The sequence below is a fragment of the Nonomuraea longicatena genome (assembly GCF_039525605.1).
GTDB classification, from domain to species: domain Bacteria; phylum Actinomycetota; class Actinomycetes; order Streptosporangiales; family Streptosporangiaceae; genus Nonomuraea; species Nonomuraea longicatena.
Map to the genome: position 1 here is coordinate 19,580 of NZ_BAAAHQ010000025.1, position 13,112 is coordinate 32,691.

13 protein-coding genes are annotated in these 13,112 nt (G+C 71.7%); 10 read left to right on the forward strand and 3 right to left on the reverse strand.

Going from position 1 to position 13,112, the window contains the following annotated elements:
- Nucleotides 1-27: 27 nt before the first annotated feature.
- Nucleotides 28-2,154, reverse strand: coding sequence for an anthranilate synthase component I (locus ABD120_RS24340; protein ID WP_343952340.1), 2,127 nt, complete (start codon nucleotides 2,152-2,154; stop codon nucleotides 28-30).
- Between the two features lie 212 nt (nucleotides 2,155-2,366).
- Between ABD120_RS24340 and thyX (ABD120_RS24345) the strand changes: the two genes are divergently transcribed.
- Both thyX (ABD120_RS24345) and thyX (ABD120_RS24350) read left to right on the forward strand, forming a co-directional pair.
- A complete protein-coding gene (gene thyX / locus ABD120_RS24345) occupies nucleotides 2,367-3,074 on the forward strand; it encodes an FAD-dependent thymidylate synthase (RefSeq protein ID WP_343952341.1) in 708 nt (235 codons plus the stop codon).
- 54 nt (nucleotides 3,075-3,128) lie between these two features.
- A complete protein-coding gene (gene thyX / locus ABD120_RS24350) occupies nucleotides 3,129-3,911 on the forward strand; it encodes an FAD-dependent thymidylate synthase (RefSeq protein ID WP_343952342.1) in 783 nt (260 codons plus the stop codon).
- A 9-nt stretch (nucleotides 3,912-3,920) separates the two neighbouring features.
- On the opposite strand, the gene ABD120_RS24355 is transcribed toward thyX (ABD120_RS24350), so the two are convergent.
- Entirely contained in the window at nucleotides 3,921-4,226 is a 306-nt protein-coding gene (locus ABD120_RS24355) for a ubiquitin family protein (RefSeq protein ID WP_343952343.1), read from the reverse strand.
- Between the two features lie 244 nt (nucleotides 4,227-4,470).
- Here ABD120_RS24355 and ABD120_RS24360 point away from each other — a divergent pair, with 244 nt between their 5' ends.
- The gene (locus ABD120_RS24360; RefSeq protein WP_343952344.1) at nucleotides 4,471-5,265 is read left to right on the forward strand and encodes a helix-turn-helix domain-containing protein; all 795 of its coding nucleotides are present in this window, start codon (nucleotides 4,471-4,473) and stop codon (nucleotides 5,263-5,265) included.
- A gap of 74 nt (nucleotides 5,266-5,339) precedes the next feature.
- Here the strand turns inward: ABD120_RS24360 and ABD120_RS24365 are convergent, their stop codons facing one another.
- On the reverse strand, nucleotides 5,340-6,458 hold the full coding sequence (locus tag ABD120_RS24365; protein WP_343952345.1) for a globin domain-containing protein: 1,119 nt from the start codon (nucleotides 6,456-6,458) through the stop codon (nucleotides 5,340-5,342).
- 495 nt (nucleotides 6,459-6,953) lie between these two features.
- Here ABD120_RS24365 and ABD120_RS24370 point away from each other — a divergent pair, with 495 nt between their 5' ends.
- From ABD120_RS24370 to ABD120_RS24400, 7 genes are all read left to right on the forward strand, one after another.
- Nucleotides 6,954-8,384 carry an ATP-binding protein gene (locus ABD120_RS24370; protein ID WP_343952346.1) on the forward strand — a complete coding sequence of 477 codons (1,431 nt, stop codon included), beginning with the start codon at nucleotides 6,954-6,956 and terminating at the stop codon, nucleotides 8,382-8,384.
- Between the two features lie 11 nt (nucleotides 8,385-8,395).
- Nucleotides 8,396-8,785, forward strand: a complete 390-nt coding sequence (locus ABD120_RS24375) for a roadblock/LC7 domain-containing protein (protein ID WP_343952347.1) — start codon at nucleotides 8,396-8,398, stop codon at nucleotides 8,783-8,785.
- Nucleotides 8,782-9,144 (forward strand): DUF742 domain-containing protein, encoded by a 363-nt coding sequence (locus ABD120_RS24380; RefSeq protein ID WP_343952348.1) that lies wholly within the window; start codon nucleotides 8,782-8,784, stop codon nucleotides 9,142-9,144. The genes ABD120_RS24375 and ABD120_RS24380 overlap by 4 nt, the downstream gene beginning before the upstream one ends.
- Nucleotides 9,122-9,712 (forward strand): GTP-binding protein, encoded by a 591-nt coding sequence (locus ABD120_RS24385; protein ID WP_343952349.1) that lies wholly within the window; start codon nucleotides 9,122-9,124, stop codon nucleotides 9,710-9,712. The genes ABD120_RS24380 and ABD120_RS24385 overlap by 23 nt, the downstream gene beginning before the upstream one ends.
- Nucleotides 9,709-10,875: a cytochrome P450 gene (locus ABD120_RS24390; protein WP_343952350.1), complete on the forward strand. Its 1,167-nt coding sequence runs from the start codon at nucleotides 9,709-9,711 to the stop codon at nucleotides 10,873-10,875. Before ABD120_RS24385 ends, ABD120_RS24390 begins: the two co-directional genes overlap by 4 nt.
- A 16-nt stretch (nucleotides 10,876-10,891) precedes the next feature.
- Nucleotides 10,892-12,106, forward strand: a complete 1,215-nt coding sequence (locus tag ABD120_RS24395; protein WP_343952351.1) for a cytochrome P450 family protein — start codon at nucleotides 10,892-10,894, stop codon at nucleotides 12,104-12,106.
- A gap of 321 nt (nucleotides 12,107-12,427) precedes the next feature.
- Nucleotides 12,428-13,111, forward strand: a complete 684-nt coding sequence (locus tag ABD120_RS24400; RefSeq protein ID WP_343952353.1) for a gamma-glutamyl-gamma-aminobutyrate hydrolase family protein — start codon at nucleotides 12,428-12,430, stop codon at nucleotides 13,109-13,111.
- Nucleotide 13,112 lies beyond the last annotated feature (1 nt).

Here is a 13,112-nt window from a genome sequence, read left to right on the forward strand (position 1 = left end):
GGCGCCGCCCCCTTCTCCGCAGGCCGGTCAGCGGCGCGTCAGCCGCAGCACGTTGGCGATCACCTGGGCGCCCGCCTCACCCTCCGCCGTCAGGATCGACTCCGGATGGAACTGTACGGCGAAGCGCCGGTTGGCCACGTCCTCGATGGCCATCACGTTGCCGTCGGGCGTCTGCGCCGTGGCCGCGAACCCCGCCACCCCGCCGCGCTTGGCGTGCAGCGAGTGGTAGCGGGCCGCCGTGAACACCTCGGGCAGCCCGTCGAGCAGCGCGCCGGACCCCTCCCTGCTCACCCGCCCGCGCTTGCCGTGCTCGGGGTAGTCGAGCAGTTCGAGGCTGCCGCCCGCGTGCTCGACCATCGCCTGCAGGCCCAGGCACACGCCGAAGACCGGCAGCCCTCGGGCGTACACCTCGTCGAGCAGGGCGGACATGCCGAAGTCCGACGGCCAGCCGGGACCGGGCGACAGCACCACCAGGTCGGGCGCGAGGTCGTCGAGCATCGCGGACGGGAAGCCGTGCCGCAGCGTCGTCACCTCGGCGCCCTGCTGGCGGAAGTAGTCGGCCAGCGTGTTGACGAAGGAGTCCTCGTGGTCGACCAGCAGCACCCGCATGCCGAGACCCGGCTGCTCGCGTACCACCGGCTCCGGCACGCTCTCCGGCCGGTTGACCGCCGCCAGCGCGCCGAGCAGCGCGCTCGCCTTCAACTCGGTCTCCCGCTCCTCGGCCTCCGGGTCGGAGTCGAACAGCAGCGTCGCGCCCGCGCGCACCGCGGCCACGCCGTCCCTGATCTGCGCCGTGCGCAGCGTCAGGCCGGTGTTCATCGAGCCGTCGAAGCCGATGAAGCCGATCGCGCCGCCGTACCAGCGGCGGGTCGTGGCCTCGTGGTCCTCGATGAACTGCATCGCCCACGTCTTGGGCGCGCCGGTGACCGTGACCGCCCACATGTGCGTCAGGAACGCGTCCAGGGCGTCGAACTCCGGCCGCAGCCGCCCCTCGATGTGGTCCACCGTGTGGATCAGGCGGGAGTACAGCTCGATCTGGCGGCGGCCGATGACCTTGACGGTGCCAGGCACGCAGATGCGCGACTTGTCGTTGCGGTCGACGTCCGTGCACATGGTCAGCTCGGACTCCTCCTTCACGGAGGACAGCAGCGTGCGGATCGCCTCGGCGTCCTCGACCGGGTTGGCGCCGCGCGCGATCGTGCCGGAGATGGGGCAGGTCTCCACCCGGTCGCCGCTGACCCGGACGTACATCTCCGGCGAGGCCCCCACCAGGTGCTCGCCCTCGCCGAGGCTGATGATGAACTCGTACGGCGCCGGGTTCGACTGCCGCAGGCTGCGGTAGAAGGCGGGCGGGTCGGTGCAGGTCGAGTGGAAGACCTGGCCGGGCACCACCTCGAACAGGTCGCCCCGCTTGAACTTCTCCTTCGCCGCCGCGACGACCTGTGCGTACGTGCCGCGCTCCGGGTCGGCGGGGACCCGCGAGGGCGCGGCGGGCCGTACGGTCTCGCCGGAGCGCTCCAGACCGGCGGTGGTGGTGCCGTCGACGGTGAACTCGTAGCGGTGCTCCACGCAGGTCTCACGCTGGCGGTCGATGACCACGAGCCGGTCCGGCAGATGCAGCACCAGGTCGCGCTGGTCGTCGGGGCGGGCCAGCCGGTGCTCGATCGGCTCGAACTGGAAGGCCAGGTCGTAGCCGAAGGCGCCGTACAGGCCCAGGGTGGGGTCCTCGCCGCGAAAGGCCGCGATCACCTCGCGGATCGCGCTGAAGACCGTCGGCTTGCGGCTGCGCATCTCCTCCGGCACCAGGTCCTCGGAGGCGGCGACGTACACCTCGACCCGCTCCGGGGTCGGCTCCGTCACCGGCTTGCCCGCCGCGAGCAGGCACGAGGCCACGGCGGGCAGCACCACCCTGCCGCGCGCGTTGAGCGCTGTCGCGCTGATGCGCCGGCCCTTGGCGACCAGTTCCAGACACGGATCCACGTAGCCGAAGGCCCATCGGCTGTAGCGGCCCGGGTAGTCCATGCCCGAGGAGAAGGCGCCGCCGCGCCGCTCCCCGAGCGCGGTCACGATCTCCTCGAGGGCCGCTTCCGGCACCTCGCGGGTCTGGCGTTCGACGCCGATGCCACCCGCGGTGGTGTATCCGCTGGTCTCCACTGGCTGCCCCTTGTCAGGTGAATGAGCCCCGGGGGCGGACATGGCAACGGCCGCCAACCGGGGCGGCCGTCCGTTTGAGGAATGCGAGATCCGGCGCCGCCTACGAGCGGCGCCACCACTGCAGCTGCAGAGGAAGTCGCATGCTTCGATGCTAGCACGCGCAAACCCGCTCCGACGTGGGGTTCGGTCATGGCGCGCCGTACGATGGCCCGGTGCGATTTCTGGATGATGTGACGGTCGAGCTGGTCAAACACAGCGCGTCGGACACCGATGTGCTCTGGGCGGCCCGGGTGTCCACGGCGGGGGAGCAGTCCCTGGAGGAGGTCGGCACGGACCCGGAACGCTCCGCCGGTCTGATCAACTACCTGATGCGCGACCGCCACGGCAGTCCGTTCGAGCACACCTCGATGACCTTCTTCGTCAGTGCGCCGATCTTCGTCTTCCGCGAGTTCCACCGTCACCGGGTCTGGTCCTACAACGAGGAGTCCGGCCGCTACCGCGAACTGCAGCCCGTCTTCTACATCCCGGGCGCGGGCCGCAGGCTCGTGCAGGAGGGCAAACCCGGCCGGTACGTCTTCACCGAGGGCACTCCTGAGCAGCACCGGCTGGTCGAGCAGACCATGGCCGAGTCCTACCGTCATTCCTACGCCGCCTACCAGGAGATGCTTGAGGCGGGCATCGCCCGCGAGGTGGCCCGCGCCGTCCTGCCCGTCGGCCTGTTCTCCTCCATGTACGCCACGTGCAACGCCCGCGCGCTCATGCACTTCCTGTCGCTGCGCACCAAGAGCGAGGACGCCGCGGTTCCGTCCTTCCCGCAGCGCGAGATCGAGATGGTCGCCGAGCGCATGGAGGTCGTCTGGGCCGAGCTGATGCCGCTGACCCACGCCGCCTTCGTCGCCAACGGGCGCGTGGCCCCCTGATCATCTGGTTTGCTGGGGCGGTCCACCAACGCCGAGGTGAAAGCGGGGGCACCCGTGCACGCTGTCGAACCTGAGGTCTTCGTCGTCGCCCGTCCCGAACTGGACTACGACGAGCTGGCCCGCTACCTGGCCGAGGTCGGGGGCGAGACGTGGCTGGAGCGGCTCGACCGGGGCGATCTCGACGCGCAGAACCTCGCCGAGTTCGCCGGCCGCCTGTGCTATCGCTCCTTCGAGCCCGGTCTCAACCCCAACGTGGTCCGCATCCGCAAGGACCAGGACACCTACCTGCGCAACATCCTGGCCAGCGCGCACGGCTCGGTGCTCGAACACGTCAGCTTCAGCTTCGTGCTCCACAACGTCTCGCGGGTGCTCACCCACGAACTCGTACGGCACCGCCCCGGCGTCGCCATCTCGCAGGAGTCGCTGCGTTTCGTGCGCCTGACCGAGCTGCCGTTCTGGTTCCCCGAGTGGGCGCGGCAGGACCCCGAGCTGATGGAGCGGGCGACGGCGCTGCTGGAGGAGATGGAGCGCTTCCAGGGCTGGATGGCCGGGCACTTCGGGCTGGACGAGGAGGGCGTGCCGTTCTCGGAGAAGAAGCACCGCACCTCTTTCATGCGGCGTTTCGCGCCGGAGGGCTTGGCCACGGGCCTGGTCTGGACGGCCAACGTCCGCACGCTGCGCCACACGATCGAGGCGCGCACGGCGCTCGGCGCGGAGGAGGAGATCCGCCTGCTGTTCCAGCGGATCGGTGAGCTCATGGTGAAGGAGGCCCCGGCGCTGTTCGGCGACTACGTCGTCGAGGACGGCGCCTGGGTGCCCGGCTGGCGCAAGGTGTAGCCGGCCGCCTCAGAGGGCGGGCAGCACGTAGACCTCCGCGCCCGGGGGCAGCTCGCAGTCGAGCCGCCCCAGCCCCTGGCCGTCCTCACCGCACACGATCATGTTGATGTGGCGGCGGATGCGGCCGTACTCGTCGCGCAGCCGCTCCTCCAGCGTGGGATGGATGCGCCGCAGCGTGTCGAGGGCCGCGCCCAGGGTGGGCGGCGTGTGCGGGTCGGAGCCGACCGCGAAGACCTTGACCTCGCTCTGCCCGCTCACCCACCGCTGGAAGACGCTGGGAAGCACGAACACGACCATGGTGACGGGTCTGGCCATCGTCTAGCGCCCCGCCGCCGGTGCGCCCGCCCCGGGTGCGGGCCCGGCGGCGCCGTCGCCTCGGGTGTCGATCGAGAGTACGGCCCCACTCATCGCGTGCTCCCTTCGCCTGCCTACGCGTGTCCCGGTCATCGTGTCACGCCGTGGCCGCTCCCGCCCGCCGAGTGCGGGATATGTCACGAAGGTCGGTTGCTTACCTGTCAGGTAATCGAACGAGTCCCCTGAACTGGGTAAATTTCCTCCTATGGGAGCTGTAGTGGCAATGCGCGAGGAGTCGTTCGGGGACCTGCTGCGATCCTGGCGGCAACGACGCCGGGTGAGCCAGCTGGACCTCGGGATCGAGGCCGAGGTGTCGGCCCGGCACATCAGCTTCCTTGAGACCGGGCGGGCCCGCCCCAGCCGCGACATGGTGATGAAACTGTCCGAGGAACTCGAGGTGCCGTTGCGCCACCGCAACCGGATGCTGATCGCGGCCGGTTACGCCCCCGTCTTCCGCGAACGGGGGGTGGGCTCGCCGGAGATGGGGATCGTCCGCGAGGCGATCGACCGCATCCTGGCGGCGCACAACCCCTACCCGGCGGTGGTGGTCGACGTGGCCTGGGACCTGGTGGCGGCCAACGCGGCCGCCGAGGCGTTCTTCGGCGGCATCGCGCCGGAGCTCAAGGGGGAGCGGCCGAACGTGCTGCGCATGACGCTGCACCCCGAGGGCATGGCCGCGAACCTGGTCAACCTCGCCGAGGTGCGCGCCCACCTGGTGCACCGGCTGCGCAGGCACGCCGAGAGCTCGGGCGAGCCCCGCCTGGCCGAACTGCTCGAAGAGCTGATGTCCTACGAGTACCCCGGCGTGGAACTCAACGTGGCCCACGTGCCCGGCCCCGGCGACATCCTGCTGCCGCTGCGCGTCCGCGTGGGCGAGCGCGTCCTGTCGATGTTCACGACCATCGCGACGTTCGGCTCGCCACTGGACGTGACGGTCTCCGAACTCGCCATCGAGACCCTGTGGCCGGCCGACGCGGAGACGGCCGCCGCCTTCCGGTAACGCTTCCGGAGGGCATGGGCGCGGTCCCGGGCACGCCCAGGCAGGCAAGGGCGTGCCCGGCGTGCCCCGAACCCTCAGTACCCGGAGACCGCCGTGTCGCGGTGGATGCGCTCCGGGGGCACGCCACCGGCCTGGAGGCGGTGGACCGTCTCCGCGACCATGGGATCCGGCCCGCACACGAACACGTCGTGGTCCGCCCAGGAGTGGAAGCGCTGCGTCGCCTCCGGCAGGCTGCCGCGCATGCCCTCCCACCCGGGCTCGTCGGAGACCACCGGCAGCACCCGCAGCCAGGGGAACTCCGACTGCATGCGCAGCAGGTCCGGCAGGTCGTAGAGCTCGGCGCCGGTGCGCGCGCCGTAGAGCAGGTGGATGTTCGGACGGCGCGGCGAGGCGATCACCTGCTCGATGATCGCCTTGATCGGCGCCAGCCCGGTGCCGCCCGCGACGCACAGCAGGTCGCGCTCGCCGTCCTGCGGCGCGGTCATCGTGCCCATGGGCGGCCCCAGCATGACCGTGTCGCCGACGCGCGTGTGCCGCAGCAGCGCCGTCGAGACCCAGCCGCCGGGTATCCCGCGCACGTGCAGCCGGAGGGTGTTGTCCGTGCGCGGGGCGTTGGCGACGGAGTAGGCGCGCCACACGCGCGGCCAGCGGGCGGTCTGCACGTTCACGTACTGGCCCGCCGTGTACGGCAGCGGCTGCGACGGCCGGAGCGTGACGACGGCGATGGCGGGCCCCCGCTCCTCGTGGCCGACGACCTCCGCCAGCCACCACGCGGGCGAGACCCCGGCGTCGTCGTCGGCCGCCTCGGTCATCATCTTGGACGCGGCCGCGTACGCCGCCGTCCAGGCGGCCTCGACCTCCTCGGTCCAGACCTCGGCGGCGAAGCACCTGACCGTGGCCACGAGCGCGTCGCCGATCGCGGCGTAGTGCTCCGCGACCACCCCGTACTTGCGGTGGTCGCGGCCGAGTTGCCCCAGGTAGGCGGCCATGCTCTCCGGGCTGTCGAGGCTCCACACGACGCGGGTGAGGGCGCGGAAGAGCCGATCGCGCTGGAGGTCCATGGACGGCGGGAACAGGCCCCGCAGGTGGGGGTTGCCGGCGAACAGCCGGCCGTAGAAGTAGGCGGCGGCCTTGTCGGCCACCGGTTCGACGTGGGAGAAGCTCTCCTTGACAAGGCGCGGATTCAATGTCATTTAGCCGGTCCCGTCTATGGCCCGGAACTCTTTTCCGGGCGTTTCCATCCACCTCCCTGACATTCCGGGTGACGAGCGTCCGCCGAAACCCCGGCCCGGTCGGTCGCTCGGTTGTGAGTGTGGCACCGCAGCCCCGGCGCCACCACCGTTTCACCTCAATAATGCGGGGATCGCAACTATCCGTAACGAGAACGTTATTTTCCGCATTCGGTGGCTTTCTTTCGGATATGGAAGGTGAAGATTAATCATTTTCGTATTCCCCGAACGGGCTGGCCGCCTTACCCGATGAGACTCCCCGAACCGCCCAGATCCCGATTTTTCGGGACAAAACAGGGCAAACTGCATCTTTGTTATATTTCTGACGGTAAACGCGTGTCGGATTGACTACGCGTGTGAAGTCGGAATAATCGGATCTTGGTGTTCGGTCCGGCTGCAGCCAACAGCGCGGCACCCGCAGGTCGGCCACGCCCTCCGTCCCCCACCCCAAAGGTCGCAATGGCTTCCCCTCGCGCGCCCCAGCAGGCGCAGTGGCTCTGGCCCGTCAGTCTCGCCCTGCCCGTCGCAGCCGCCCTCCTCGCCTTCGCCGCCGCCCTGACCGGCGCGGCATGGCTGCCCGTCGCGGCGGGCGTCGCCGCGCTCGTGGGCATGCTGGCCCTGCTCGCCCTGCGATCCGACCAGCAGGCCGTACGGCAGGCGCTGACGAGCCGCGAGCGGGCCGCCCAGCAGCGCGAGAACGAGTTCCAGAACCACCTCCAGCAGCGCAACTCCCAGTGGAACAACCACCTGGCCACCCGCGCGGCCGCCCTCGACGAGGCCGTCAGGCACCTGGTGGAGGAGCGCATCCCCGCCGTCAGGACCGATAGCGCGGTGCCCGCGCCGTTCCAGAGCAACGCCCTGGACGAGGACGCGGCCGTCGCTCTGGAACACGTCCTCGACGCGGTCGCCGAAGCCGCCAAGGAGGACCGCGAACGCCAGGAGTCGCTGCGCCTGGCGGTGATCGCGCTGGCCCGCCGTGTGCAGACCTCGGCCCACCGCATCCAGGAGACCGTCTCGCTCATGGCCGAACGCCACGCGGGCAACCCCGACGTGCTGGAGGCCAGCATGCAGGTCGACCACGCCGCCGCCCAGCAGGGCAGGCACGCGCAGAGCCTCGCCGTGCTGTGCGGCGAGTGGCCGGGCCAGCAGTGGCCCAAGCCGCTCGCGCTCGTCGACGTCGTGCGTGCCGCCGCCTCCCGCATCGTCGCCTACAAACGCGTCGAGGTCTCCGGCGACCCCGACACCGCGGCCGCCGCCAAGGTGGTCGAGCCGCTCATCCACCTGGTCGCCGAACTGCTGGCCAACGCCACCCAGTCCTCGCCGCCCGCGACCTCGGTGCTCGTCGCCGTGCGCAACGTGCAGCGCGGCGCCGTCATCGAGATCGACGACGGCGGCGTCGGCATGGACGAGCACCACCTCGAACAGGCCCGCGAGATCGTCTCGGGCCGGCGGCCCGTCGGCGTCGGCGACGTCGGGGAGATCCCCCAGACCGGTCTCGCCGTCATCGGCCACTACGTGCGCAGGCACGGCTTCCTCGCCGACCTGCTGCCCTCGCCCTACGGCGGAGTGCGGGCCGTGGTGCTGGTGCCGTCCGAGGTGGTCGAGACCCTCGAACCCGTCCCGCTGCCGCCGCCCGCGCGGACCAGGACACCCGTACCCGAGCAGGACAGCCCGGAGCCGCGCTCGCTCGACACCGGCGACCTGCTGCCGCGCCGCCGCTCGCGGCGCGGCGAGGCCCCACCGGACGAACCCCGTGGGGCCGCGACGACCGGCACCGGGCCCGGCACCGGGCCCAACACCGGGGCCACCCCTGAGCAGGCGGGCGCGTGGATGGCCGCCTTCTTCGACCAGGACGCCGACACGGACCCAGGCGACGACCCCGAACGATGACGGAGGAACGGATGCAGCAAGACCAGGACTGGATGATCGCCGAGGTCGTCTGGGTTCCCGGTGTCAGGCACGTCGTCGTACTCAGCTCGGACGGGCTGCTGAAGGCCCGCTCGCAGGAGACGCCGAGAGACGTCGCCGACCGCCTGTCGGCCGCCTGCTCCGGCCTGCAGTCGCTGGCCCAGAGCGTCGGACGCGAGTTCGGCAGCGACGGCGGCGCCGTCAAGGAGTTGATGGTGGGCTTCGAGGGCGGCTATCTGTTCGCCCGAGCGGCGGGCACGGGCTCCCACCTGGTGGTGATCACCGAGCCCGTCGTGGACCCGCGTCTCATCGCCCAGCAGATGCAGGCGCAGGTCATCAAGATCGGCGAGCGGAACTTCAGCACCCCGGCCCGCAGGGCATGACGGGGCAGGGCGAGTATCACGACAGCGCCGTCCGCCCGTACGTCCTCACCCAGGGCAGGGCGCGGCCATCGCGCAACACCATCGGCCTGGACACGCTGCTCGTCGCGGCCGACACGGCCAAGCCGCTGCCGGTCTCGGCCAGCCGCCAGGAGCGCGCCCTGCTGCGCATGTGCCGCAGGCTGCTGTCGCTGGCCGAAGCCGCCGCCCACCTGGAGCTGCCGCTCAGCGTGGCGACGATCCTCGCCTCCGACCTCGTCGACTCCGGCCACCTGCTCGCCCGCTCCCGCATACCCGAGGTCCCACGACCGTCCCAGGACATGCTCAAGGAGGTGCTGGATGGGCTCCGCAGACTCCGCTGACCGCTACCTGCCCGACACCGTGCAGGAATCGGTGAAAATCCTGGTGGTCGGCGACTTCGGGGTCGGCAAGACCACACTGATCGGCTCGGTCAGCGAGATCGAGCCCCTGCGTACGGAGGAGACGATGACGCAGGCCAGCGTCGGCGTCGACGACCTCGCCGGGCTGGAGGGCAAGGCCACCACCACGGTGGCGATGGACTTCGGCCGCATCACGCTCAGCCCCTACACCGCCCTGTACCTGTTCGGCACCCCCGGCCAGCAGCGGTTCTGGGACCTTTGGGCCGGGCTCGCCGAGGGGGCGGTCGGCGCGCTGGTGCTCATCGACACCCGCCGCCTCGAAGGCAGCTTCGAGGTCCTCGACCAGCTTGAGGTGCGGGGCGACCTGCCCTTCGCCGTGGCCGTCAACCTCTTCCCCGACTCGCGGCGGTACAGCGAGAGCGACCTGCGCGAGGCGCTCGACCTGCGCCCGGACACCCCCATCGTGGAGTGCGACGCCAGAAGCCGCACCTCCTCGATGGACTGCCTCATCACGCTCGTCGACCACGCCTTCCGGAAAGTAAGCGCATGACCACCCCCCTGCACGCCACGACGCTCTACGAAGACCTGCGCCGCCAGTGGGGCGACCTCGCCTGGGTGGAACTGGAACCCGGCGTCGGAGCCTGGCTCGTCATGGGCTACCAGGAGATCCTCACCATCACCCGCCAGGAGAAGCTGTACAGCCGCGACGCCCGGAACTGGCGGCTGTTCCAGGAGGGCGTGGTGCCGCCGGACTCGGGCCTCGGCCCGATGATGTTCTGGCGCCCCAACGTGATCGGCGCCGACGGGGCGGAGCACCGCAGGCTGCGCCGTCCCCTGGACGACGGGGTCGCCGCCATCGACCAGCGGCGCATGCGCCGCTCGGTCGAGACCATGTGCGCCGACCTCATCGCGGGCTTTCGCGACCGGGGCAGCGCCGACCTGATGGGGGAGTACGCGGCGGTCGTGCCGATGCTGGCGCTGGCCGACCTGTTCGGCCTCGACGTCGGCCAGGGCCACGAACTGCTGGCGGCGCTGCGGGCGCTGTTCGGCAGCGCCGAGGACTCCCAGGCCGGCAACCGCCGCTTCGAGGAGATCCTCGGCTGCATCATGAACGCCAGGAAGCAGGCCCCGGCCGACGACCTGACCACCAGGTTCCTGCGTCACCACGACCTGCGCGGCGACCCCGAGGTGCTGCAGTCGATGGTGGTGATGATCTCGGCGGCGCAGGAGACGACCACCACGTGGATCTCCCAGACGCTGCGCCTGATGCTGACCGACCCGAGGTTCGCCGGACGCGTGCGCGGCGGGCGGCTCGGCGTCGACGACGCGCTCGACGAGGTCCTGTGGCGGGACCCGCCGATGACGAACATGCCCGCCAGGTACGCCCTGCGCGACACCGAGCTCGGCGGCCGCCGCATCGCCATGGGCGACGCGCTGGTGCTCGGGCTGGCCGCGGCCAACGCCGACCCGAAGGTGCACACCGGCGACGGCGTGCTCGAACTCGGCAACCGCGCCCACCTGGCCTGGAGCGCGGGGCCGCACGCCTGCCCCGCTCCGGTCCCCGCCCGGCTCATCACCCGCACCGCGGTCGAGACGGCGCTGCACCTGCTCCCCGACGTACGGCTCGCGGTGAACGCCGCCGAGCTCGTCCCCCACCCGTCACCGTGGACGCGCTGCCCGGCGGCGCTCCCGGTGCTGTTCGGAGATCAATGAGTAGGGAGCCCGCTGCATGGACGTCATCCCCCTCGACCCCACCGGATCCGATCACCACGGCGAGGCCGAAAGGCTGCGCGAGGCGGGCCCGGTGGTCCGCGTCGAGCTGCCCGGCGGCGTACGCGCCTGGGCCGTCACCCGCCACGACCTGCTGGCCGAGCTGGTGGCCGACCGCAGGGTCAGCAAGGACTGGCACAACTGGGCGGCGATCCGCCGAGGCGAGATCGCCGACGACTGGCCGCTCGTCGGCATGGTCAAGGTCACCAACATGGTCACGGCCGACGGACGCGAACACCACCGGCTGCGCAAGTTCGTCACCCAGACGCTCACGCCGCGCCGGGTGCAGGGCCTGCGGCCCCGGCTGGAGCGCATCGTGGCCGGTCTGCTGGACGAACTGCCCGGCCACGCGGCCGCCGACGGCGGCGTGGACCTGCGCGCGCACTTCGCCTACCCGGTGCCGATGCGGGTGATCTGCGAGCTGGTGGGGGTGCCTGAGGAGGAGCGGGAGGAACTGCGCGCGCTCGTCGACAGCATCTTCCGCTCCACGACGGCGCCCGAGGAGGTGCTGCGCACCCAGCGTGACATCCACCTGCTGCTGGGCAGGCTGGTGGCGGCCAAGCACGCGGCTCCGGGGGACGACCTGACCAGCGCGCTCATCGCCGCCCAGGTCGACGACCCGGAGCGGCTGACCGACGAGGAGCTCGCCGGGACGATCTGGCTGATGCTGGCCGCCGGGCACGAGACGACGCTGAGCCTGATCGTCAACGCGGTGCGCGCCCTGCTCACCCACCCGGACCAGCGCGACCTGGCGCTGGCGGGGGACGCCGACACGTGGGCGGCGGTCGTGGAGGAGACGCTGCGCTGGGACGCGCCGATCGGCAACTTCCTGGCCCGCTACCCGCTGGAGGACCTCACCATAGCCGGGGTGACGATCCCGGCGGGGGAGGCGATCCTCGCGCCCTACAGCGGGGTGGGGCGCGACCCCGGCCGGCACGGCGACGACGCGCACCGCTTCGACATCACCCGTGAGCAGCGCAGGCACCTGGCCTTCGGCGGGGGGCCGCACGTGTGCCTCGGCGCCGGGCTGGCCCGCCTGGAGGCGGGCATCGCGCTGCCCGCGCTGTTCGCCCGCTACCCGGAGCTGCGCCTGGCGCGGGCCGATCTGCCGCCGGTCCCGTCGCTGTTCTCGAACTCCGCCGCCGAACTGCCCGTCCACCTGACCGCCCGCTGACCCCCGGCCCCGCCCGAGGGCGGGGCCTTCTCACGGCCGCCCCTCTCGCGTGCGGCCTCGCTTCCGGCCGCACACACCCCCACAGCCTTCACGGCCCAGCCACACCCACGCCGCCGCCCGCCCCGCCGAGGGCCTCCAGGGCGCCCCTCGCCGCCACAGGTCCCCGCCGCGACGCCGCACCGTGGGCCGCCCGCCGCCGTACCCGAAGACATCCGGACAGATCCGGCGTACGGGATCTCCGTGAGAACCGGCACAACCGAAACCCACTGGGCCATGATGGCTATGGCCACGCCCGGCCGCCCGGTCCCCCTGGAGGATGGCATGTCCCGACCGCTCATCGGCATCACCGCCTACCTGGAGGCCGCCCGCTGGGGCGACTGGATCAGGGAGGCGGTCCTGTCGCCGCCCGCCTACGCCAAGGCGGTGGCCCGCGCGGGCGGCGCGCCCGTCATCCTGCCCCCGATGAGCCCGTACGCCGCCCGCGACTACGTGAGCGGGCTGCGGGGCATCGTGCTCGCCGGGGGCGCGGAGGTCGGCGCGGGAACCTACGGCGAGCAGCCGGAGGCCCGCGTCCCCGAGGCGCAGGACCACCGCGACCGCTTCGAGATCGCGCTGGCCCGCGCCGCCGTCGAGGCCGGCGTGCCGATCCTCGCCGTCGCGCGCGGCATGCACGTGCTCAACGTGGCGCAGGGCGGCTCGCTCATCCCGTGGCTGCCCGACGTCCTCGACCACGACAGGCACGCCCGCCAGGAGCCCCACGTGATCCAGGTGAGCGTCTCCAGCAGGCTCGGCAAGGCCGTCGGCGACCGCGTCGAGGCCGTCGCGCCGCACACCCAGTCCGTGCGCCGCCTCGGCTCCGGCCTGCTGGCCGTCGCCTGGGCGGACGATCAGATCGTCGAGGGCGTCGAGCTCCAGGGGCACCCCTTCGGCGTCGGCGTGCAATGGCACCCGGAACGCGGACAGGAGTTCCCGCTGTTCGATGCGTTCCTGGAGGCGGCCCGCTAGG